The following is a 21,245-nucleotide window of genomic DNA, read 5'->3' on the forward strand; positions in this document are numbered from 1 at the left end:
GGAGTGCTCGAGCGGGCGTCTACCGTTCCGAAGCTGACCACCCTTGAGGGAGGAGGAGAACAGAGTGACCAACTATTCTCGGAACCGCAGCTTTTTGAACCACCGGATGTTCGTCCGTGTTCGTTGAGGCGGCTTATAAACCATTATTCCGATAGAGAAAGGGTTTTCTTAGCATGGGAGCCATGCGCTGGGCGCATATGTACGGTAAATGAGCAATTGCTCTCTTGCCAAGGTGCAACCACAGGCGTCACTGCGCACTGGATCGCAGGATATCGCCTCTTTCCCGGCAAGGGCCATTTCCGCTAACATGGCCCCACATCTTTCCCGCGGTCTGCCGCTCACTCTACCGGAATTCCCTCATGTTTCAGTCTTTCGAAGTCACCTCCACGCCGCAGTTCGGCAAGGAGCGCACCGAAGCCCTGCGCGCATCGCTTGCGGCCCTTGGCATCGACGGTTTTCTCGTGCCGCGCGCCGACGAATTCCAGGGCGAATACGTGCCCGCCTCCTCCGAGCGCCTCTCCTGGCTGACCGGCTTCACCGGCTCGGCCGGCGTCGCCCTCGTCACCCAGCGTGAAGCGGTCGTCTTCGTCGACGGACGCTACGTCACGCAGCTGAAGGAACAGGTGGATGGCCAGGTCTTCACCGGCGGCGACCTCATCGGCGAGCCGCCGCATCTCTGGCTGGAAAACCATGGCGCAAAAGGCTTCAAGCTCGGCATCGACCCGTGGGTACACACCGGCGCGGAAGTCCGCCGGCTGGAAAAGGCGCTTGCCGTAATCGGCGGCTCGCTCGTCTTCCTCGACCATAATCCGCTCGACAAGATCTGGGCGAACCGCCCGGCTGCCCCGCTCGGCAAGGTGACGATCCAGCCGATCGAGCATGCCGGCACGCTTGCCAAGGACAAGATCGCGACGATCGCTGCCGGTCTCGACAAGGCGGGCGCTTCCGCCGTCGTCCTCACCGACCCCTCGTCCGTTGCCTGGACTTTCAACATCCGTGGGTCCGACGTGCCGCACACGCCGCATCCGCTCGCCCGCGCCATCATCCATGCCGACGGCCGCGCCGAGATCTTCCTCGACAAGCGCAAGACCGGCATCGAGCAGGAAGCCTACCTCACCCAGATCGCCGAGATCGCAGCGCCCGCAACCTTCGACGACCGCCTGGCAGCCCTTGGGTCTGCCGGCGCGGCCGTGATGATCGATCCCGACCTCGCCTCTTTCGCGATTTCCGAACTGATCCGCTCCAAGGGCGGCAAGGTGGTCGAAGCGGTCGATCCCGCCCGCCTGCCGCGCGCCCAGAAGAACAAGGCCGAAATCGAAGGCTCGACCCGCGCCCACCTGCAGGATGGTGCCGCCATGGTCGAGTTCCTCGCCTGGCTCGACGGAGAGCAGCCGGGAACCGTCACCGAGATCGCCGCCACCAACCGGCTTGAAGCCGCCCGCGCCACCGTCGGCGAGCGCATGCAGAACCCGCTCAAGGACATCTCCTTCGACACCATCTCCGGCGCCGGCGCCCATGCGGCGATCATGCACTATCGCGTGACCACCGCCACAGACCAGCCGATCGAAACGGGCACCATGTTCCTGATCGATTCCGGCGCGCAGTACATCAACGGCACCACCGACATTACACGCACCGTCGCCGTCGGCGCGGTTCCCGAAGAGCAGAAGCGCTTCTTTACCCTGGTGCTGAAGGGCATGATCGCGATCAGCCTCGCGCGCTTCCCCAAGGGTTCACGCGGCGTCGATCTCGACCCGTTGGCCCGCATCGCGCTCTGGAAGGCCGGCGCCGACTACGCCCACGGCACCGGACACGGCGTCGGTTCCTATCTCTCCGTGCATGAAGGCCCGCAGCGCATCGCAAGGCTTTCGACACAGGAGCTTCTGCCCGGCATGATCCTGTCCAACGAGCCCGGCTACTACCGTCCGGGCGCCTTCGGCATCCGCATCGAAAACCTGATCGTGGTCGAGGATCCGGCAATGATCTCCGGCGGCGACCTGCCGATGCTCGGCTTCGAAACGCTGACCTTCTGCCCGATCGACCGCCGCCTGGTACTGCCGGCGCTCCTGACCGACGAAGAGCTCGACTGGCTCAACGCCTACCACGCCGAAACGCGCGAGAAGCTCACGCCGCTGCTTGCCAGCGATGACACCCGCGCCTGGTTGAAGGCCGCGACGGAAGCCCTCACACGCTGAGTCAGGCGTAACACGCCACAATAGAGAACGCCGCGCTTTTGAGAGCGCGGCGTTTTTGTGCGGGACGCGTCGGAGCCCGTGTGCGAGCGCGCGTTAACCTCTCCTCCCTCATCCTCGCCCTCGTGGCGGGGATGTGAGCGACCCGACGTCCGTCGGACTTGGGCGGCTGGATTCCTGTGACAAGCACAGGAATGAGGGGACCGTGGCTACCCTACGGTAGGCCGTCAGCAGGGAGCCCGCCGTAGCGTGACGCCCCCGCTCACATCACCACGTGCCGGATCACCATCACCACCACCCAGCCGATGACCAGCATGCGCAGCGTCGACAGATTGAGCCCGAGCGCGATGGCGAAGGCGACGAACATGGCGATCGTCACGTCAAGCCCGCCATAGACGAAGGCGGGTGCCACCAGCGTCGTCAGCACCGCCGCAGGCACGGCGTTCAGCGCCGCTTCCAGCCGCGGCGGGATCTCTTTCATCTGGGTGATCAGGATGTAGCCGCCGACGCGCGTCAGGAAGGTCGCGACCGCGGCCGCGATGATCAGGTAGATGAGGTTGAGGTGTTGCGGGTCCATGCTCACGCCTCCTTTTCGATGCCGGTGGGTGCTACCGCCTGGTTGCTCGGCGGCAGCAAGGCGGCCAGCACGATCCCGGCAAGCGCGCCGATGCTCACATGCCAGGGCGAACCGACGAAATGCATGCCGGCAATCGAGGCAAGGCCGGAGACGGTGACGATCGGCAGGAAACGGTCGCGCTTGCGGAAGCCCATGACCAGCCCCATGAAATAGACCGGCAACAGCACGTCGAGGCCAATTGCCTTGGGGTCGCCGATTAATTGGCCGAAGACTGCGCCGGCGAGCGTGTTGATGATCCAGGGGATGTAGATGATCAGCCCGAAGCCGAGATACCAGGAAAAGGTGATCGGCAGGCCGCGCTCGCCGCGTTTCTCGGTCTCGGCATATTGCGGATCGACCAGCAGGAAAAAGGCCAGGAACTTCTGCCCGAAGGTGAAGTGCCGGACATATTTGGCGATCGAGGCCGAATAGAGCACGTGGCGGAAGTTGACGGCAAAGACCGAGAGCACCACCAGCCAGGGCTGAACATGGTTGCCGAACAGCTCGATGCCGACCATCTGGCTGGCGCCGGCATAGACCGTTGCGCTCATGAACACCGCGTCGGCAATGGTGAAACCGTTGTCGACCGCAAGCGCCCCGAACAGCGCGCCGAAGGGCGACGCCGCCAGCATGATGGGAAAGCCGCCGCGCACGCCTTCCCAGAAATCGTCTTTTGTCATGGAAACCTCCGCCGGCCGAGGCGTGACGACACGCGATGGCCGGAGCCGGACTGATAGGCGCTTGCGCCCCCGGCAACAATTCAAATGCGCTGATACAATGATTGAATTTTATGATGTCTCGGCGAACGAGGCTTGAACAAAATGCGCACCGATCGGGAAACCGGTGCGCCTTGCATCAGGAATTTGAATGCCGGAGCGGACAGCCGCTCCCTACTTCTTGACCTGGAACGTGTGTTCGATGCCCGGGAAGCTGCGCGCCTTCACCTCGGCCGCATAATCTTCGGCCGCCTTGGAGATCGCCGGTGCCAGCTCGGCGAAATGCTTGACGAAGCGCGGCTTGAAGTCATTGAAAAGGCCGAGCATGTCGTCGGAAACGAGGATCTGGCCGTCGCAGGCGGGCGACGCGCCGATGCCGATGGTCGGCGAGCGCAGTTCCGCGGTGATCTCGCGGGCAACCGGCTCGACCGTGCCCTCGATCACAATGCCGAAGGCTCCAGCGTCGTCGATCGCCTTGGCGTCGCGGCGGATCTTTGCCACTTCCTTGTCGTTGCGCCCGACCGAGCGATAGCCGCCTGTCGTGTTGACGAGCTGCGGCATCAGCCCGACGTGACCGAGCACCGGAATGCCGCGGCTGACGAGGAATTCGACCGTCTCGGCCATCTCGGCGCCACCCTCGAGCTTTACCGCGCTGCAGCCGGTTTCCTTCAGGATGCGCGCGGCACTGCGAAACGCCTGTTCCTTGGATTCCTGATAGGAGCCGAAGGGCATGTCGATGACGACGCAAGCCTGCTGCGAGCCGCGCATGACCGCCTGGCCATGGGCGATCATCATTTCGAGCGTCACGCCGACCGTGGTGTCGAGACCGTAGAGCACCATGCCGACGGAATCGCCGACCAGCAGGAAATCCACATGCGGATCGAGCAGCCTTGCGATCGGCGTCGTATAGGCCGTGAGGCTGACGATCGGACGATCGCCCTTCAGCGCTTCGATATTGGCGGGGCTGAGGCGACGCCTTGCGGTCTGCACGCTCATGTCAGGCAACCTTTGAAAAGAACGCGGTTTTCGGGGCAATCACACGGTTGTCGAGCAGCTTCGTCGTGCCGAAGCGTACGAAGAGCAGCAGCAGCACCGGCTTTTCGCCGATCGTCTCGATGGTTTCCAGTGTCTCGGGGTCGCGAACGGCAACGACTTCGGGCTTGGCCAGCGGCTCGCTCGACAGAAACGCGGTCACCGCCTTTTCAAGTGTCCCCACGTCGCTGAGACCGGAGGCGACCAGCCGGGTGGCTTCATCCAGCGCCTTCGGCACAATCGCCGCGGCACGGCGTTCCTCGGCCGTCAGATAGACATTGCGCGACGAACAGGCGAGCCCGTCGGCCTCGCGTACCGTCGGCACACCGATGACGGAAACTGGCTGGGCGAGATCTTCCACCATGCGGCGGATGATCTGCAGCTGCTGAAAGTCCTTTTCGCCGAAATAGGCGCGGTCAGGCTGGACGATGTTGAAGAGCTTGGTAACGACAGTGGCAACGCCAGCGAAATGGCCAGGACGGACGGAACCTTCAAGCTCGCTTCCGAGCGTCGGTACGTCGACGACCGTTTCCATCGGCCGCGGATACATGTCGCTAACGCCGGGCGCGAAGAGATAATCGACCTCGCCTGCCTCCAGCATCGCCTGGTCGCGCGCCAGATCACGTGGATACTTGGAGAGGTCTTCGTTGGCGCCGAACTGCAGCGGGTTGACGAAGATGCTGGCAACGACGACGTCGTTTTCCGTCCGCGCGCGCCGCATCAGCTCCATATGGCCGACATGCAGATAGCCCATGGTCGGCACGAGACCGACCGTCTTGCCCGCACGCCGATCTTCGGCAAGGGCCGCCCTCAGCTCGGTTATCGTGGTGAACGTCTTCATGTCCGGACCCTCCAATCCGCGCCGGCGCCCTGCCCTTTGGGGATGCTGGCGCGCTACCTTCGCAGACGTCTTTGACCTGCTCCGCAAAAAGGCATTTGCATAAAATTCGGCTGCAATCCTCTATCTTGTGCAGCGCAAAAAAACAATCGGATTGATGACAGCTTGATGACGCTCGGTCGCGCTTGACTTCGCTCTGCGGCCTGTCACGGTGGTCCGGCGACACGGCTGCAACTCAAGCTGGAGAACGAGATGGAAACCCGCCTGCGCCTTTTCGGCATTCTTGTCCCTATCCTCGCCTTCGCCGGTGCCGCCGAAGCCAAGATCCCACTCGTCAACGCCACCTGCCCCGGCAAGATCGAGGTCCATGCCGATGAGGGCGGACCGGTCTACATCAATGGCAAGGAAGCCAAGCTCAGGGTTTTCAACGAGAACTACTACGAGGCAAAAGGCGCCGGCGTGACCATTTCGCTCAGCATCAATCCCGATGGCTCGCCCAGCGTTTCCTACACCGGCAAGGGCGGCGCCAATGGCGTGTGCACGCTGAAATAGTCGGCAGGGGTTGAAGACTTAGAGTGTTATCACCCTCCCCACGGTGGCAGTTTGGCGCGAAATACGCCTCACTCTCCCTCATCCTCGCCCTCGTGGCGGGGATCCAGCGACCCGACGTCTGTCGGGTCAGAGGACACTTTCAGCCCAAGGACTTGGGCTGCTGGATACCTGTGACGAGCACAGGAACGAGGGAGGATGCGAACGGCGCGCCGAGGACGAGTAGGTAATTCAGGCCCGCCGCCATCTTGCTTGAGTTGCCCTATTTCCCAACCCTCTGCTGCAAGTGCTGCGGATAGCGGGCACCCTGCACCTCGACGGCAGAAAGCGCCGCCTGGATTTGGTCAAGCTCCCAGCCCGTGAGCGTGACACCGGCTGCGCCGAGATTCTCCTCCAGCCGATGCTGCTTCGTCGTGCCGGGAATGGGCACGATCCACGGCTTCTGCGAAAGCAGCCAGGCAAGCGCGATCTGCGCCTTGGTCACGCCCTTGGCTTCGGCAATTGCGCCGAGCAGATCGACCAGCGCCTGATTGGCTTTACGCGCTTCGGGTGAGAACCGCGGCACGATCATGCGGAAGTCGCTTTGATCAAAGGTCGTGTTCTCGTTGATCGCGCCGGTCAGAAACCCTTTGCCGAGCGGGCTGAAGGGCACGAAGCCGATGCCGAGTTCTTCGAGCAGCGGCAGGATCTCGCCCTCCGGCTCCCGCCACCAGAGCGAATATTCGCTCTGCAGTGCCGTTACCTGTTGGACGGCATGCGCCCGGCGGATCGAGGCGGCGCCCGCCTCCGACATGCCGAAATGCCCGACCTTGCCTTCGGTAATCAGATCCCTGACCGTGCCGGCGACATCCTCGATCGGCACGTTGGGGTCGACACGGTGCTGGTAGAAGAGGTCAATCCGGTCCGTCCGCAGCCGCTTCAGTGCCGTTTCGGCCACCTGCCGGATACGCTCCGGCCGACTGTCCAAACCTTGGGCGACGTCACCGTTGACGAAACCGAACTTGGTGGCGATCACCACCTCATCACGGATCGGGGCCAACGCCTCGCCGACCAGGTCTTCGTTGCCGGTATAGGCCTCAGCACTGTCGAAGAAGGTGACGCCCAGCTCATGCGCGGCACGGATGAGCTTGATCGCTTCCGCGCGCTCCGTTGCCGGGCCGTAACCGTAGCTGAGCCCCATGCAGCCAAAGCCGATGGCCGAGACTTCGAGGGTGCTTTTTCCAAGTTTGCGTTTCTGCATTGTCATGCTCCTTGATCACGCCGCCGCGTCGAGGGAGGCCGAGCGGCAATTCTGGCAGGCTGGTGAGCGGCCGGTCGCCGGACGCCCGACCCGCCTTGCGGTGTGTGGCCGGACGATCAGCGCGACGACGGCAAGTGCCGCCGCCAGCAGGACCGTGCAACCGATGAGAACATTGTCGACCCGGTGGGCAAGCAGCGCACTGCCATCAAGGCCATCGGCACCGATCGCGGCAACGGCGACGAGCACGCTAAGGCCGAGCGAGTTGCCGAGCTGGTGGGCGACATTGACGACACCGCCGGCAGCCCCAGCATCCGAAGGCGCCACGCCGGCGATGCCGGCCACCGTCAGCGGGCTCAAGCTAAAGCCCTGACCAAGGCCGATCAGCATCAACGCCGGCGCCATGCCGAAGAGATATGAGGTGTCCGCCGAGATCTGGCTGATAGCGACCATGCCGGCGAACGCCGAAACCAGGCCAAAGGCGAGCAGACGGCGGTTGCCGAACCGGGGCACGAGCCGTGGCACCGCAATCGCTGCGACGAAGTTGACGAGCGTTGCCGGAATGAAGGCGAGGCCGGACAAAAGCGGATCGAAGTTGAGAACGCCCTGCAGATACTGGGTGAAGAAGAAAAAGAAGCCGATCATCGCGGCGAGAAACAGCACGCGTGCCAGATAGGCTCCGACCCGTTCGCGGCTGGCAAAAAGCCTCAGCGGCATGATCGGTTGCCTTGCCCGGCGTTCGTTGACGACGAAGGCGGCAAGCAGCAGAAGGCCGAGGGCAAGGGCCGCGAGCGTCAGCGGATCATGCACCCCCGCCTCCGCCGACCGCACGATGCCATAGACGAGTGCGGTCATCCCGAGCGTCGAGCTGACGGCGCCCGCAAGGTCGAACTCTCCGGTGCGCCGTTCCGTCTCGCCGACATATTTGCGCGCCGCCAGCATCAGGGCGATACCGATCGGCAGGTTGATGAAGAAGCCGACCCGCCAGCTTAGCCAGCCGGCAAGCAGCCCGCCGAGTACCATGCCGAAGCTGGCGCCGATGCCGGCGACCGAGCTGTAATAGGCAACCGCCCGCGTGCGCTCCAGACCCTCGGCAAACTGTGTCTGGATCAGCGCCAGCGTGGCGGGCGCCAGGATCGCCGAACCCAAGCCCTGCACGGCGCGCGCGCCGAGCATCCACGCCGACGATGGCGCAAGGCCGATCACCACGGAGGCGGCCGTGAAGATCGCAAGCCCGGCCATGAACAGGCGTCGCCGGCCGAGAATGTCGCCGGCTCGCGCCCCGAGCAAAAGTAAGCCGCCGAAGGCCAGCGTATAGGCGCTGTGCACCCAGGAGAGCCCGGCATCGCTGAACTGCAGCTCGTCGCGGATCTTCGGCAGGCCGGTGATCACGATCGAGATGTCGAGCACGATCATCAGGTAACTGACGATGATGATCGCCAGCACCGCGGTCTTGTGTGAAGTCGCATGTCTGGTCGTGGTGACATCCATGGCCGCGCCTACTCCGCCTCAGTGCCGTACTCGGCGTCCGTGACCTTTTCCATCCAGTCGACCGCCTTGCCGTCGAGCGATTCCTGGATGGCGATATGGGTCATGGCCGTCGTCGGACCGGCGCCGTGCCAGTGCTTCTCGCCGGGTTCGAAACAGACGACGTCACCCGGCCGGATCTCCTCGATCGGCCCACCCGCCCGCTGCACGCGGCCAAAGCCGGAAACGACGATCAGCACCTGGCCAAGCGGATGCGTGTGCCAGGCGGTGCGGGCGCCGGGCTCGAAAGTGACGGCATTGCCGGCGGCGCGCGCAGGGTCGCGCACCGGAAACAGCGGGTCGATACGCACGGTTCCGCTGAACCAGTCCTGCGGACCTTTGGCCGAGGGTTGCGAGCCGCTTCTTCTGATCTCCATGAATTCTCTCCTTCGCGAACCGGGCCAGCGCAGACCTGTCAGTCCGCCGCCTGATCTGTTGCTGTGCACAATCTAACGATGGCCGCCGTTTACGATTAGATGGTATAAACGGCATGGACCTATGAGAAAGATTCATGAATGCTGCGCGAGAATATCAACGACCTCCTCGCCTTCTCGGCCGTTGCGCGCGAGCGCAGCTTCACCAGGGCGGCCGCCCAGCTCGGCGTCTCACAATCGGCTCTCAGCCACACCATGCGTGCGCTCGAAGCCCGGCTTGGCGTGCGCCTGTTGACCCGCACCACCCGCAGCGTCTCGCCGACCGAGGCCGGCGAACGGCTGCTCGCCACCCTCGTCCCGCATTTCGAGCAGCTGGAAACCGAACTGACGGCGCTGAGCGAGATCAGGGACAAGCCGGCAGGCACGGTGCGCATCACCACCGCGGAACACGCGGCCGAGACCGTGCTCTGGCCGAAGCTCGAACAGCTGCTGCCCGATTACCCTGACATCAAGGTCGAGATCATCATCGACTATGGCCTCACCGACATTGTCGCCGAACGCTATGACGCCGGCGTGCGGCTGGGCGAACAGGTCGCCAAGGACATGATCGCCGTGCGCATCGGCCCGGACATGCGCATGGCCGTCGTTGGCGCGCCGGGCTATTTCGAGAAACACCCGAAGCCCATCGTTCCGCAGGACCTGACACAGCACCGCTGCATCAACCTGAGACTGCCCACCTATGGCGGCATCTATGCCTGGGAGTTCGAAAAGGATGGGCGCGAGCTCAAAGTCCGCGTCGACGGCCAACTCGTATTCAGCCGTCTCGCCCACCGGCTGACCGCTTGCCTTGCCGGCTTCGGCCTCGCCTTCGCACCGGAGGAATCGGTGCTATCCCACATTGCCGAGGGCCGCCTCATCCGCGTTCTCGAAGACTGGTGCGACCCGTTCCCGGGCTATCATCTCTACTACCCCAGCCGCCGTCAGTCCTCGCCCGCCTTTGCGCTGCTGGTGGAGGCGCTGCGCTATCGCGGGTGAGACCGTGAAACACCGGATCCGATGGCTTCCAGCACCCACTGCCGAAACGCAGAAATCTTCGGCTGCTCCGCAGTCGCTTCCGGATAGACGAGATAATAGGCGAAGGCCTCGATGTGCGTCTCCTCCGCCAACTGGATCAGGCGCCCCGCCTCGATCTCCGGCGCCACCATCGCGGCGGGAAGCAGGCCGGCGCCAAGGCCGGCGAGCACCGCCTGCTGCAGCAACGCCGTATCATCGAAGGAAGGCCCCGTCGGAAGTGTCGCTTCCGTCAAATTGTTTGCCTGCAGCCAGAGGCTCCACCCTTTCCTGTCGGCGTCCTGCACCTTGGGCCAGGCTACCAGCGCGGCCGCGCTTGCAGGCAGCCCCAGGCGTTCGACGAGCGAAGGTGCTGCGACTGGCGCCATCGCCACCGCCAGCACATGGTCGCTGCGAAGGCCAGGATAGTGGCCGTAGCCATGGCGAAAAGCCACATCGACGCCGCTGCGCGAAAAGTCGACGAGCGCGTTGCTGGTGACGACCTGCAGATCGATCTGCGGATGGGCGTCGCGAAACGACGCCATGCGCGGCACGAGCCAGGCGGACGCGAAGAACGACGTGGCGCTGACGGTGAGGACGCCGCTGTCCTGCGATCCGGCAACCCGCTTCGATGCGTCGACGATCTGGCGGAAGGCGTTGCGCACCGGCGGCAGATAGTCCCGCCCCGCGTCGGTCAGGAAGATGCCGCGGTTCACCCGCACGAAGAGCCTGACGCCGAGATGCTGTTCCAGCACCTTCAACATCTGGCTGACCGCCCCCGGCGTCACGCACAGTTCCTCGGCCGCATTCTTCACGGAGAGGTGGCGCGCCGCCGCTTCGAAGGCTCGCAGCGCATTCAGAGGTGGCAACTTGGCGTCAATCATTTAGATAATCTAACTCGAATGCCGCAGAATTTATGGTTTGTCGTTCACCATTCTAGCCAGGATATTCGCTTCAAGGCAATCATGTTGCATCAGACGGGAGTTCAAGATGGACATAAGTAATTCTGATGCGACGTAAACACGCTGATGCGAACGGTTCGTCCAGGAGAATGACAGACATGAAGAGCGACACCGGCTTTGCCTATCTCGGTCTGACAGAGGTTGGAGCCTTGATCAGAGAGCGGTCCGTCACCGCGCGAGAGGTAATCGAAGCACAGCTTCAGCGCATCGCTGCGCTCGACACGGAACTGAAGAGCTACACGCTCGTGCTTGACACGTCTGCCCGCGCGCAGGCCGATGAGGCAGACAGGGAAATCGCCGCAGGGCGGTATCGCGGGCCGTTGCATGGGGTCCCGATCGCCGTCAAGGATCTGTTCTGGCTGAAGGGCGCGCCGACGGCGGCAGGCACCACCGTCCACAGCGCCTTCGTGCCGGATGAGGATGCAACGGTCGTGCGGCGCCTTCGCGAGGCCGGCGCGGTGCTGGTCGGCAAGACGCAGATGACGGAGGGCGCCTATTCGGATCACCATCCTTCGGTGACGCCGCCACGCAACCCCTGGAACGCGTCTCATTGGCCGGGCATATCCTCGAGCGGCTCGGGCGTGGCAACGGCAGCCGGCCTTTGTTATGGCGCGCTCGCCTCCGACACCGGCGGCTCCATCCGCTGGCCGGCGGCGGCAAACGGCGTCACCGGGCTAAAGCCGACCTGGGGCCGCGTCAGTCGCTTCGGCGCCTTCGAACTTGCCGCCTCGCTCGATCATGTGGGCACCTTGGCGCGCAATACGCTCGACGCCGCGACCATGCTCGCCGCGATCGCCGGCAGCGATCCGCGCGACCCGACCGCCCTCATCGATCCGGTGCCCGACTACCCGGCCGCAGCGGCAATGCGCATGCGCGGCTTGAGAGTGGGTGTCGACCCCGCGTGGAACAGCGCCGACGTCGATCCCGAAACGCAGACTGCCCTGCAAATGGCGATCGGCGTCTTTGCAGATCTCGGAGCTGAGATCATCGAAATCCGCTTCCCCGACGTCGCCCAGATCGTCGCCGACTGGGTATCGAACTGCGCGGTCGAAGCCGCCGTTGCGCACGAGACGAGCTTTTCCGCCCACAGGGATCACTATGGCGCGGTTCTTGCCGGCGTCATCGAAACGGGCCGAGCACTCTCCGGTATCGACTACCAGAAAATCCTTCTGCGGCGCGCGGCATTTCGCGGTGAGGTCGACGCGCTCTTTTCCTCGATCGACCTGCTGCTGACCCCGGTCCAGCCGTTTGCGCCGCTGACGCTGAAGACCATCGCGACGCTCGGCGAACAGCCGGAACTGATCGCCAGGCTGCAACGCTACACCTGCCCGTTCGACATGAGCGGGCACCCGACACTCACCTTTCCCGGCAATTCCAGCAGCACCGGCATGCCGATCGGGCTTCAGCTCGTAGCGGGTCGCCTGCAGGAGGCCGACCTCGTGCGCGCCGGCACCGCCTTCCAGGCGGCAACATCCTGGCACCAGCGCCATCCGGAGATCTGACATGCGCACCAACACATCGAACAACGGCGTCTTCTATGGCTGGGTGGTCGTCGCCGCCGCCTTCACTGTCACCTTCGTCGGCTTCGGCAGCGCCTATACGTTCAGCGCCTTCGTCGAGCCGCTGCAGCGAGACTTCGACGCCTCGCGCGGCGCGGTGTCGCTCGTCTTCTCGCTCGCGGGTTTCCTCTATTTCGGGCTGGGCATCGTCTCCGGCCCGCTTGCCGACCGTTGGGGCGCGCGGCGGCTTGCCATGCTCGGCATGTTCCTCGTCGGCCTCGGCCTTGCGCTCGCCAGCCAGGCGCGCAGCATCGCCGAAGTCTACGCCGCCTACGGCCTCGGCATCGGCCTTGGCGTCGGTCTTGCCTACGTGCCGGTGATCGGCACGGTGCAGCGCTGGTTCGTGGCGCGCCGGGGGCTGGCCTCAGGGCTTGCCGTCAGCGGCATCGGCGTCGGAACGCTGGTCATGCCACCGCTCGCCACCTGGCTGGTCGGTTCGCTCGGCTGGCGCGATACCTATCTCGTCCTTGGCGCACTTGCCGCTATCGTCGGCATCGGCATGTCCGCCCTGATCCTCGACGATCCGAAAGACCGCGGCACGGGCCCCGACGGCGCCCCCATCGACGCACAAGCAAGGGCGAAAGCCCCGTCCGGCGTCCCCATGCGCGAAGCCGTCCGCACCCGGCGGTTCATCGGCCTCTATGCGGCCTGCCTGCTCTCAGCTTTTGGCGTCTTCGTGCCCTTCGTGCATCTCGTCCCCTACGCTCTCGACCGAGGCCTCACCCAGGCTTCCGCCGTGCTGCTGCTTGGAATGATCGGTGTCGGCAGCACGCTCGGGCGCTTCCTGCTCGGCGGCCTCGCCGACCGTATCGGCAGGCAGGTCTTCCTCATCGCCATGTTCGCAGGCATGGCCGCCTCCCTCGCCTTCTGGGCATTCGCCGCGAGTTTTCTGTCTCTCGCGATTTTCGCGCTCGTCTTCGGGATCACCTACGGCGGCTGGGTCGCCATCCTGCCCGCGGTGGTGATGGATTACTTCGGCGGCCGCCATGTCGGCAGCATCATCGGCGCGCTCTACACCAGCGTAGCGATCGGCACGCTCGTCGGACCAAGTGCGGCCGGTTTCGCCTTCGATCTCAGCCACAGCTACACCATGCCCATCCTGGCCGGCGCTTTGGCAAACGGACTTGCGGCGGTCGTCGCGATCGTCGCCGTCCGTGCCCCGGCAGCGTCGATCCTTGCGAACTGACAGGAACGATAGTCCGTCTGGCCGATCCGTTCGTGGACACTTCCTTGCCCTTGAATACCCACGGTTGCGCCCCACATCAGCCCGGCTCAAAAAATTCTTTGAGCCGGTGTCGGCATCGTCGACCGGCATTCGTCCTTAGTGCGTAGACACAAAATCCATTCCCAAGGAGCATTTCATGCGCATGATTTTCGTAAACCTGCCGGTCAAGGATCTGAAGGCTTCGCGCGCGTTCTTCGCCGCCCTCGGCTTCACCTTCAACGAGCAGTTCTCCGACGAGACGGCCGCCTGCACGGTGATCTCGGACAACATCTTCGTCATGCTTCTGACCGAGCCGAAATTCCGCGACTTCATCACCGGCGAGATCAGCGACGCCCGCAAGGGCACCGAAGTCATCACCGCCCTTTCCGCCGATAGTCGCGCCGAGGTCGACGACATGCTCGCCAAGGCGCTCGCCGCCGGCGCCAAGCCCTGGAAGCCGGCGATCGACTACGGCTTCATGTACGGCATCTCCTTCCAGGACCTCGACGGCCACGTCTGGGAATTCATGTGGATGGACCAGAGCGCGCAGCAGCAGGGCTGATCACGACATCAGCACAGCAAAAAGACCGCCTGGCATGCCGGGCGGTCTTTTTGCATCTAGAGCAATTCCAGTTGAAGTGTAGAACGGTTTTCCGTCCGGCGGCGCGCAGCGTTTGCGATGCGCGCATGCCCGTTGGAAGGTTTACCCGACTATTGAGACGGCGTGCACCTTCATGTCGTCTCGCACTTCATAGAACTTGTTCCCCTCGATGTAGATAGAGTAGCAAGTCGGCTTCTCGCCTTTTCCGTTCGAGCAAGCCTTGTCGCCCTTGAAGGTCAGCTTGGTCTTCACGTCGATCGTCTTGCCGTCGACCTTGGCCTTGCCCGTTATCGTGCCCTTCTTCCAGTTCCAGACCAAATCTGCCGTCACGGGCTTGTCGAAGTCGTAGATCTCGACCTTGACGGATTTGCCGTCGGCAAGGGTCTTGAACTCGTCCATCGTGACCTTCTTGGCAGCTGGCGGAAGGTCGAGGGCGTATGCATTCATGCCTGATAGGAGGAACGCCAAAGCGATGCTTGAAAGTATCTTTCTCATCGTGGTCTCCACACCATGTAAAGAAGCGACCGCTAATATAAAGACAACCGGTTGCGGCGGCAACGAGGCACACGTTCACGTTTTCAACGCAAAACTGCCGCCACCCTAACGCAGCCAGGCTTCGCGCTCCTCAAAACGCGACAACGCATGCGACGTTCAAGCGTTGTCGCGCGATCGGCAATGCATCAGGCAGCTCCTACCCGCCGATCAGCGCCAGCCACTCGTCCTCGTCCATGGTCTCGACGCCGAGTTCACGGGCCTTGTCGAGCTTGGAGCCAGCGCCGGGGCCGGCAACGACGATGTCGGTCTTCTTCGACACCGAACCCGCGACCTTGGCGCCGAGGCTTTCGGCCTTGGCCTTGGCCTCGTCGCGCGTCATCTTTTCGAGCGAGCCGGTAAAGACCACGGTCTTGCCGGCAACCGGGCTGTCTGAGGCAACCGGTGCTTCCGCCGCCTCCGGCGTCACTTCGGACAAGAGCCGCGTGACCACTTCGAGGTTGCGCGGCTCCTTGTAGAACTCGACGATGGCGCGGGCGACAACCTCGCCGATGCCGTCGATGCTGTTGAGCTCGTTCCAGGCGTCGCCGGTAAAGGTCGATGCCTCGCTCATTGCCGCGCCGAAATGCTCGTAATTGCCGTAGGAGCGCGCGAGCAGCTTTGCCGTCGTCTCGCCGACATGGCGGATGCCGAGCGCATAGATGAAGCGCTGCAGCGCAATCGAGCGCCGCGTGTTGATCGCCTCATAAAGCTTGCGCACGCTGACCCGGCCGAAGCCGTCGATGTTTTCGAGCTTGGTGAGCGACGCCTCCTGGCGTTTTTCCAGAGTGAAGATATCGGGCGCCGTGCGAATGTTGAGCGTCGGATCCTCGCTTTCGAAGAAGAACTCGATCTGCTTGGAGCCGAGGCCCTCGATGTCATAGGCGTTGCGCGAGACGAAGTGCTTCAGGTGCTCGACGGCCTGCGCCCGGCAGACGAAACCGCCGGTGCAGCGGCGTACCGCGTCGACCTTGCCGGTCTTTTCGTTGATGTCGCGCACCGCATGGCTGCCGCAGACCGGGCATGTGGTCGGGAAGCGATAGGGCTCACTCCCCTCCTTGCGCTCGTCCATGACGACGTCGACGATCTGCGGGATGACGTCGCCGGCACGCTGGACGATCACCATGTCGCCGATGCGGATGTCGCGGCCCTCGCGGATCGCCTCGCCCGAATTGCCGAGGCCCTTGATGTAGTCCTCGTTGTGCAGCGTCGCATTGGTGACGACGACGCCGCCAACGGTGATCGGCTCCAGCCGCGCCACCGGCGTCAGCGCGCCGGTGCGGCCCACCTGGATGTCGATCGCCGTCAACCGCGTAAACGCCTGCTCGGCCGGGAACTTGTGCGCGGTTGCCCAGCGCGGCGAGCGCGAGCGGAAGCCGAGGCGCGCCTGCAGGTCGAGCCGGTCGACCTTGTAGACCACGCCGTCGATGTCGTAGTCGAGATCCGGGCGTTCGCGCTCGATGTGGTGGTAGTGCTCGAGCAGCGCCTCGGCGGACGTCAGCCGCTGCATCAGCGGGTTGACCGGGAAGCCCCAAGCCTTGAACACCTCGACCATGCCCATCTGCGTGTCGGCAGGCATGTCCGAGATCTCGCCCCAGGCATAGGCGAAGAAGCGCAGCTTGCGGCTTGCCGTCACCTTGGCGTCGAGCTGCCGGAGCGACCCTGAAGCGGTGTTGCGCGGGTTGACGTAGAGCGGCTTACCCTGTGCCGCCATCTCGGCGTTGAGCGCTGCAAAGTCGGACTTTGCCATGTAGATTTCGCCGCGCACCTCGACGATATCGGGCGCACCGGCCGGCAGCGTCTGCGGGATCATGCCGATGGTGCGGATGTTGGCGGTGACGTTTTCGCCGGTCGTGCCGTCGCCGCGGGTCGCCGCCGTCACCAGCCGGCGGTTTTCGTAGCGCAGCGACATCGACAGACCGTCGATCTTCGGCTCCGCCGTAAACGCGATCGAATTGTCGGGCAGCTGCCCGAGGAAGCGATAGACGGAGGCGACGAAATCGCGGGCGTCCTCGTCGGAAAACGTGTTGTCGAGCGACAGCATCGGCCGGGCATGCACGACCGGCTGGAAGGTGACGGAGGGTGCTGCCCCCACCTTCCTCGACGGACTGTCCTCGCGGATAAGTGCCGGAAAGCGCGCCTCGATCGCGTCGTTGCGCCGCTTCAGAGCGTCGTAGTCGGCGTCCGAAATCTCCGGCGCATCGTTACCGTGATAGAGGGCGTCGTGACGCGCAAGCTCGGCCGCGAGAAAGGCGAGCTCTCCCGCAGCTTCCGTTTCGGTGAGGTTCTCGACGGGCTTCAATTCATGGGACATACGCGCGGGCTCCGGATTCGGTACCGTTTTGTAGAGCAACCCACGGGAAAGAAAAGACCGTTCGGACATGTGGGCTCGCCCTCACCTGCCGACGGCGACCCCGGGCTCGGTGGCCGCCGGCGGCCGGACGTCCAGTTCGCACCAGCGCGCATAGCGCCGCTGGTAGCGGGCGCGGATGACCTCCAGATCCGCCCTGCGTACCCCGCGCTTGCTGTAGATCCATTTGCCTTCCGCCTGCCCGCGGATGACGCGGCTGACCGGCTGCAGGCCGAACATCCTCAAGATCGCCCTTCCGCTCCTGTCCCAGCCGATGCTGTAGATATCGATGCCGTCGGGCGGGAACGTGTGGTGTTCGAGGATCGCCGAGACCGTTGCGAGCACGAGAATGCCGTTCTGGCGGCGGCGCTCGGCGCGCATCGAATCGAGCAGAAAGCTGAGATTGAGGATGGTCGCGAGATAGACGACCTTCGCCTTTCGCGCCTGCGGATGGGCAAGCAACCCGCCCGACAGCAGATTGTCGAAGGTGTATTCGCCCTGCAGGAACAGTTTGAACTGGTTTTTCTCGAAGGCGCAGTAGTCGACGAAACCGAAGATGTTGTCGTCCTTATCCTGCAAGCAGATCAGGCTGTAGGGATCGGAGAAGAAGACCTTCATGCCCTCTCCCGGGTCGATCGCATTGCGCTGAAAGACACCCCGCGCCTTGCGCGCCGCATCATAGGCGACCGTCCTCGACGGCGGCACGCGCACGAGATAGGGCCGATCCCCCTGCCCATCACCCTCAGCGCATGCGCGCGGCAGCGCGAGAGGCAGCGGTTCGGTCTTGCTGTCTTCCGGAGGCAGCGTTTCGGCTTCGTCGCCTTCAGGTGGCAGCAATTCGGCATTGTCGTCTTTGGGAGGGGCGACCTGCGGTGGGGCGGCCTGCGGCGCGCGGCGCAGTCGAAGGGCAAGGCAAGACACGATCACCGCGATGGCCGCGGCAACGAGGACCCCGAAGCTGCCGAACTGCTGGTGCGTGTCCTTGACGGTCAGGATAAGGCCGGCATAGGCAAAGGCGATGAGCAGCATCAATTCCGGATGCTTGCGCAGCTGCGCGAGCCCGGTCTCCAGTCCTCGCTGAAGTTTCTCCCACATGCCCGAACTGCCCCCAACCCGCGCCCAGAAAATAGAGCACGGGTGCAGCGGCGCAACAATTCAACCAAAAGGCTTAGGAAGACCCGCACCGCCGCGCGGCATGCGAAAAATCAGGCGCAGCGAGCAAAACGGGACGATCGCGAGGCGCTTTAACCGTTGCCGGCAAGCAACCGCGCGGCGGCAGCTCGCGCTTCCTCGGTGATCGAGGCGCCGGCCAGCATGCGGGCGATTTCCTCGGTGCGCGCCTTGTCGTCCATGCGGGCGACCCGGGTCGAGATCATCTCCGCCTTCTCTGCGGATGGCCCCTTGGAAATCAGCAGATGCGTCGCGGCGCGTGCGGCCACCTGCGGCGCGTGGGTGACGGAAAGCACCTGCACGGTGCCGGAAAGCCGCTTCAGCCGCTGGCCGATGGCATCGGCCACCGCGCCGCCCACACCGGTGTCGATTTCGTCGAAGACCAGCGTCGGCGCGGAGCCGCGATCGGCAAGCGCCACCTTCAGCGCCAGGAGGAACCGCGAGAGTTCGCCGCCCGAGGCGACCTTCATGATCGGCCCCGGCCGCGTGCCGGGGTTCGTCTGGACGTGGAATTCGACAAGGTCGATGCCGTCGGCCGTCGGTTGCGACGGATCGCTCTGCACTTCCACCATGAAGCGGGCGCGCTCGAGCTTCAGCGCCGGCAACTCCGCCATGACCGCGTCGGAAAGAGCGCTCGCCGTGTTGTGGCGCTTTTCGGAGAGCGTGCGCGCGGCAGCGTCAAACGCCACCCGTGCCACGCCAACCAGCGCGTCGAGCTGCTTCAGCTTTTCTTCGCCGGCATCGAGATCGGCCAGATCGGAAATCATCCGGACGGCCAGCGCCGGCAGTTCCGTCACCGGAACCGAATATTTGCGGCTGGCGGCGCGCAGCGCAAAAAGCCGCTCCTCCACCCGCTCCAGTTCTTTCGGGTCGAATTCGGTGTTGCGCAGGGCGCGTTCGACCGCCATCTGCGCGTCGGACAACTGGTTGAGCGCACCATCGAGCAGCTCGACCGTTTCTTCGAGCAGGCCCGGCGCCTCCTGGCTCTTGCGTTCCAGCCGGCGCACCAGCGAGGCGATCAGCGGGACCGGCGAGCCGTTGCCGTTCAGGAACTCCGAAGCCTCATTGATGTCGCCGGCGATGCGCTCGGCCTTCATCATCCGCGCCCGGTTCTCGGCAAGTTCGTCTTCCTCGCCGTCGCGGGGGCTGAGCTTTTCCAGCTCCTCGACCGAGGAGCGAAGGAAATCGGCTTCGCGGGCGGCGGCTTCGACGCGCTCGCGATGTTTTTTCAGGCCGCGCTCGGCGTCCTTCCAGGCACGATAGAGATCGCTGACCTTGAGCGCTTCCTCCGCCGTGCCGCCGAAAGCGTCGAGAAGCGTGCGGTGCGCATCGATATCGACAAGCGCGCGGTCGTCGTGCTGCCCGTGGATCTCGACCAGCGTCTGCCCGAGCTGACGCATGAGCTGGACGCTGATCGGCTGGTCGTTGACATAGGCCTTGGTGCGGCCGTCGGCAGATTGCACCCGGCGAAAGATCATGTCGCCGTCGTCATCGATGCCGTTATCGTGCAGAAGCTGCCGTGCCGAATGGCCGACGGGAACGTCGAACACCGCCGTCACCTGGCCCTTGTCGGACCCATGGCGCACCAGCGAGCCGTCGCCGCGCCCGCCAAGGGCCAGCGACAGGCTGTCGAGCAGGATGGACTTGCCAGCGCCGGTTTCACCGGTCAGCACCGAAAGCCCGGCCTCGAAAATGAGATCAAGCCGTTCAATCAGGACGATATCGCGGATCGAAAGCTGGGCGAGCATCCGGGTTCGTATCTTCCTTGAAGGGCGCCGATAAGGATCAGGCGCCGACGAGTTTCTTGGCGGCGCGCGAAATCCAGGAGTTGCCGCTTTCACGCGGCTCCAGGCCACCGGACTGCAGCAGCTTGAAAGAATCGTTGTACCACTGGCTGTCCGGATAGTTGTGGCCGAGCACGGCGGCAGCCGTCTGCGCCTCCTGGGTCACGCCCATCGCGAAATAGGCTTCGGTCAGGCGTGCCAGCGCTTCTTCCACCTGGTTGGTGTTCGGATACTGCTCGACGACGACGCGGAAGCGCGACACGGCGGCCAGGTATTCCTTGCGCTCGAGATAATAGCGGCCGACCTGCATTTCCTTGCCGGCGAGCTGGTCACGGGCAAAGCGGATCTTCGACTTGGCGTCGTCGACGTATTCGGAGTCCGGATAACGGTCGACGACCGCCTGCATCGCCTCGATCGCCTTGAACGCAGGCTTCTGGTCCTGCGTCACGGCGGGGATCTGCTTGGTATAGGCAAGGCCCTGGATATACTGCGCGTAGGCCGCATCTTCGGACTGCGGATAGAGATTGAGATAGCGACCGGTGGCGTTGATCGCCTCCTGGTACTGACCGTTGCGGTAGGACACGAAGGCGTTCATGACCAGCGCCTTGCGCGCGTACTCCGAGAACGGATGCTGGCGGTCGAGCGCTTCGAACTTGCGCGCCGCTTCCGTCGTCTTGCCGGCATTGAGGTTGGCAAGACCCTGGTTGTAGAGCACTTCCGGCGGATCGGTTTCTGCCGTCAGTTTGGTGATGTCGATATCGGGATCGTTCTGGCAGGCCGTAATCAAGGCGCTGCCGGCAATGGCCGTAACGATGACGGCGGCGACGCGCGCTGATTTTCTCAGATCAACAGAAACTGCAAGAACCATCGGATATTCCCGTTCCACTCTGCGGGCATGGACCCCGCCAGACATGCGCTTTTAGAGCAAGTTACCTTGAGACCGCAACGTCATG

The 21,245-nt window shown here is 64.0% G+C and carries 19 protein-coding genes; 6 read left to right on the plus strand and 13 right to left on the minus strand.

The features are described 5' to 3' along the window. Nucleotides 1-359: 359 nt before the first annotated feature. Nucleotides 360-2,195 (plus strand): aminopeptidase P family protein, encoded by a 1,836-nt coding sequence (locus VGO04_RS23890; protein ID WP_327498451.1) that lies wholly within the window; start codon nt 360-362, stop codon nt 2,193-2,195. Between the two features lie 259 nt (nt 2,196-2,454). On the opposite strand, the gene VGO04_RS23895 is transcribed toward VGO04_RS23890, so the two are convergent. The 4 genes from VGO04_RS23895 to panC form a co-directional block, all read right to left on the minus strand. Beyond that, on the minus strand, nt 2,455-2,769 hold the full coding sequence (locus VGO04_RS23895; protein ID WP_327498452.1) for an AzlD family protein: 315 nt from the start codon (nt 2,767-2,769) through the stop codon (nt 2,455-2,457). A 2-nt stretch (nt 2,770-2,771) separates the two neighbouring features. Further along, a complete protein-coding gene (locus VGO04_RS23900; protein ID WP_327498453.1) occupies nt 2,772-3,488 on the minus strand; it encodes an AzlC family ABC transporter permease in 717 nt (238 codons plus the stop codon). A gap of 210 nt (nt 3,489-3,698) precedes the next feature. Beyond that, entirely contained in the window at nt 3,699-4,520 is an 822-nt protein-coding gene (gene panB / locus VGO04_RS23905) for a 3-methyl-2-oxobutanoate hydroxymethyltransferase (protein ID WP_327498454.1), read from the minus strand. Nucleotide 4,521: 1 nt separating this feature from the next. Then, entirely contained in the window at nt 4,522-5,397 is an 876-nt protein-coding gene (panC, locus tag VGO04_RS23910) for a pantoate--beta-alanine ligase (RefSeq protein ID WP_327498455.1), read from the minus strand. A gap of 249 nt (nt 5,398-5,646) precedes the next feature. On the opposite strand from panC, the gene VGO04_RS23915 reads away from it, so the two are divergent. Next, the gene (locus VGO04_RS23915) at nt 5,647-5,946 is read left to right on the plus strand and encodes a hypothetical protein (RefSeq protein WP_327498456.1); all 300 of its coding nucleotides are present in this window, start codon (nt 5,647-5,649) and stop codon (nt 5,944-5,946) included. A gap of 259 nt (nt 5,947-6,205) precedes the next feature. Here VGO04_RS23915 and VGO04_RS23920 read toward each other — a convergent pair whose 3' ends face one another. The 3 genes from VGO04_RS23920 to VGO04_RS23930 are packed head-to-tail and all read right to left on the minus strand — an operon-like array spanning nt 6,206 to nt 9,084. Then, complete coding sequence (locus VGO04_RS23920) at nt 6,206-7,183, minus strand: aldo/keto reductase (protein WP_327498457.1); 978 nt, start codon at nt 7,181-7,183, stop codon at nt 6,206-6,208. A gap of 15 nt (nt 7,184-7,198) precedes the next feature. Continuing rightward, nucleotides 7,199-8,671, minus strand: a complete 1,473-nt coding sequence (locus VGO04_RS23925) for an MFS transporter (protein WP_327498458.1) — start codon at nt 8,669-8,671, stop codon at nt 7,199-7,201. A gap of 8 nt (nt 8,672-8,679) precedes the next feature. Beyond that, entirely contained in the window at nt 8,680-9,084 is a 405-nt protein-coding gene (locus tag VGO04_RS23930) for a (R)-mandelonitrile lyase (protein ID WP_327498459.1), read from the minus strand. A 138-nt stretch (nt 9,085-9,222) separates the two neighbouring features. Between VGO04_RS23930 and VGO04_RS23935 the strand changes: the two genes are divergently transcribed. Next, entirely contained in the window at nt 9,223-10,116 is an 894-nt protein-coding gene (locus VGO04_RS23935) for a LysR family transcriptional regulator (RefSeq protein ID WP_327498460.1), read from the plus strand. On the opposite strand, the gene gcvA is transcribed toward VGO04_RS23935, so the two are convergent. Further along, entirely contained in the window at nt 10,104-11,015 is a 912-nt protein-coding gene (gene gcvA, locus VGO04_RS23940) for a transcriptional regulator GcvA (protein ID WP_327498461.1), read from the minus strand. The two genes, VGO04_RS23935 and gcvA, sit on opposite strands and share 13 nt — an antisense overlap. A gap of 176 nt (nt 11,016-11,191) precedes the next feature. On the opposite strand from gcvA, the gene VGO04_RS23945 reads away from it, so the two are divergent. The 3 genes from VGO04_RS23945 (at nt 11,192) to VGO04_RS23955 (ending at nt 14,418) form a co-directional block, all read left to right on the plus strand. Continuing rightward, complete coding sequence (locus VGO04_RS23945) at nt 11,192-12,595, plus strand: amidase (protein ID WP_327498462.1); 1,404 nt, start codon at nt 11,192-11,194, stop codon at nt 12,593-12,595. A gap of 1 nt (nt 12,596) precedes the next feature. After that, nucleotides 12,597-13,838, plus strand: coding sequence for an MFS transporter (locus VGO04_RS23950; protein ID WP_327498463.1), 1,242 nt, complete (start codon nt 12,597-12,599; stop codon nt 13,836-13,838). Between the two features lie 175 nt (nt 13,839-14,013). Next, complete coding sequence (locus tag VGO04_RS23955) at nt 14,014-14,418, plus strand: VOC family protein (protein ID WP_327498464.1); 405 nt, start codon at nt 14,014-14,016, stop codon at nt 14,416-14,418. A gap of 141 nt (nt 14,419-14,559) precedes the next feature. On the opposite strand, the gene VGO04_RS23960 is transcribed toward VGO04_RS23955, so the two are convergent. The 5 genes from VGO04_RS23960 to VGO04_RS23980 form a co-directional block, all read right to left on the minus strand. After that, nucleotides 14,560-14,952, minus strand: coding sequence for a hypothetical protein (locus VGO04_RS23960; RefSeq protein WP_327498465.1), 393 nt, complete (start codon nt 14,950-14,952; stop codon nt 14,560-14,562). A gap of 196 nt (nt 14,953-15,148) precedes the next feature. Next, complete coding sequence (gene ligA, locus VGO04_RS23965) at nt 15,149-17,302, minus strand: NAD-dependent DNA ligase LigA (protein WP_327498466.1); 2,154 nt, start codon at nt 17,300-17,302, stop codon at nt 15,149-15,151. Between the two features lie 81 nt (nt 17,303-17,383). After that, entirely contained in the window at nt 17,384-18,433 is a 1,050-nt protein-coding gene (locus tag VGO04_RS23970; protein ID WP_327498467.1) for a hypothetical protein, read from the minus strand. 149 nt (nt 18,434-18,582) lie between these two features. After that, nucleotides 18,583-20,256, minus strand: a complete 1,674-nt coding sequence (gene recN, locus VGO04_RS23975; protein ID WP_327498468.1) for a DNA repair protein RecN — start codon at nt 20,254-20,256, stop codon at nt 18,583-18,585. Between the two features lie 37 nt (nt 20,257-20,293). Beyond that, nucleotides 20,294-21,160, minus strand: coding sequence for an outer membrane protein assembly factor BamD (locus tag VGO04_RS23980; RefSeq protein ID WP_327498469.1), 867 nt, complete (start codon nt 21,158-21,160; stop codon nt 20,294-20,296). Between the last annotated feature and the right edge of the window lie 85 nt (nt 21,161-21,245).

The sequence above is a fragment of the Ensifer sp. genome (assembly GCF_035999185.1).
Classification (GTDB): Bacteria; Pseudomonadota; Alphaproteobacteria; order Rhizobiales; family Rhizobiaceae; genus Ensifer.

What these genes read in the sequence shown, in the direction of transcription:
- VGO04_RS23930 (WP_327498459.1), bottom strand. Translation starts at nt 9,084, where the DNA reads ATGGAGATCAGAAGAAGCGGCTCGCAACCCTCGGCCAAAGGTCCGCAG.
- VGO04_RS23900 (WP_327498453.1), bottom strand. Translation starts at nt 3,488, where the DNA reads ATGACAAAAGACGATTTCTGGGAAGGCGTGCGCGGCGGCTTTCCCATC.
- VGO04_RS23915 (WP_327498456.1), top strand. Translation starts at nt 5,647, where the DNA reads ATGGAAACCCGCCTGCGCCTTTTCGGCATTCTTGTCCCTATCCTCGCC.
- VGO04_RS23950 (WP_327498463.1), top strand. Translation starts at nt 12,597, where the DNA reads ATGCGCACCAACACATCGAACAACGGCGTCTTCTATGGCTGGGTGGTC.
- ligA (WP_327498466.1), bottom strand. Translation starts at nt 17,302, where the DNA reads ATGTCCCATGAATTGAAGCCCGTCGAGAACCTCACCGAAACGGAAGCT.
- VGO04_RS23895 (WP_327498452.1), bottom strand. Translation starts at nt 2,769, where the DNA reads ATGGACCCGCAACACCTCAACCTCATCTACCTGATCATCGCGGCCGCG.
- panC (WP_327498455.1), bottom strand. Translation starts at nt 5,397, where the DNA reads ATGAAGACGTTCACCACGATAACCGAGCTGAGGGCGGCCCTTGCCGAA.
- VGO04_RS23890 (WP_327498451.1), top strand. Translation starts at nt 360, where the DNA reads ATGTTTCAGTCTTTCGAAGTCACCTCCACGCCGCAGTTCGGCAAGGAG.
- gcvA (WP_327498461.1), bottom strand. Translation starts at nt 11,015, where the DNA reads ATGATTGACGCCAAGTTGCCACCTCTGAATGCGCTGCGAGCCTTCGAA.
- VGO04_RS23935 (WP_327498460.1), top strand. Translation starts at nt 9,223, where the DNA reads ATGCTGCGCGAGAATATCAACGACCTCCTCGCCTTCTCGGCCGTTGCG.
- panB (WP_327498454.1), bottom strand. Translation starts at nt 4,520, where the DNA reads ATGAGCGTGCAGACCGCAAGGCGTCGCCTCAGCCCCGCCAATATCGAA.
- VGO04_RS23970 (WP_327498467.1), bottom strand. Translation starts at nt 18,433, where the DNA reads ATGTGGGAGAAACTTCAGCGAGGACTGGAGACCGGGCTCGCGCAGCTG.
- VGO04_RS23980 (WP_327498469.1), bottom strand. Translation starts at nt 21,160, where the DNA reads ATGGTTCTTGCAGTTTCTGTTGATCTGAGAAAATCAGCGCGCGTCGCC.
- recN (WP_327498468.1), bottom strand. Translation starts at nt 20,256, where the DNA reads ATGCTCGCCCAGCTTTCGATCCGCGATATCGTCCTGATTGAACGGCTT.
- VGO04_RS23955 (WP_327498464.1), top strand. Translation starts at nt 14,014, where the DNA reads ATGCGCATGATTTTCGTAAACCTGCCGGTCAAGGATCTGAAGGCTTCG.
- VGO04_RS23945 (WP_327498462.1), top strand. Translation starts at nt 11,192, where the DNA reads ATGAAGAGCGACACCGGCTTTGCCTATCTCGGTCTGACAGAGGTTGGA.
- VGO04_RS23960 (WP_327498465.1), bottom strand. Translation starts at nt 14,952, where the DNA reads ATGAGAAAGATACTTTCAAGCATCGCTTTGGCGTTCCTCCTATCAGGC.
- VGO04_RS23925 (WP_327498458.1), bottom strand. Translation starts at nt 8,671, where the DNA reads ATGGATGTCACCACGACCAGACATGCGACTTCACACAAGACCGCGGTG.
- VGO04_RS23920 (WP_327498457.1), bottom strand. Translation starts at nt 7,183, where the DNA reads ATGCAGAAACGCAAACTTGGAAAAAGCACCCTCGAAGTCTCGGCCATC.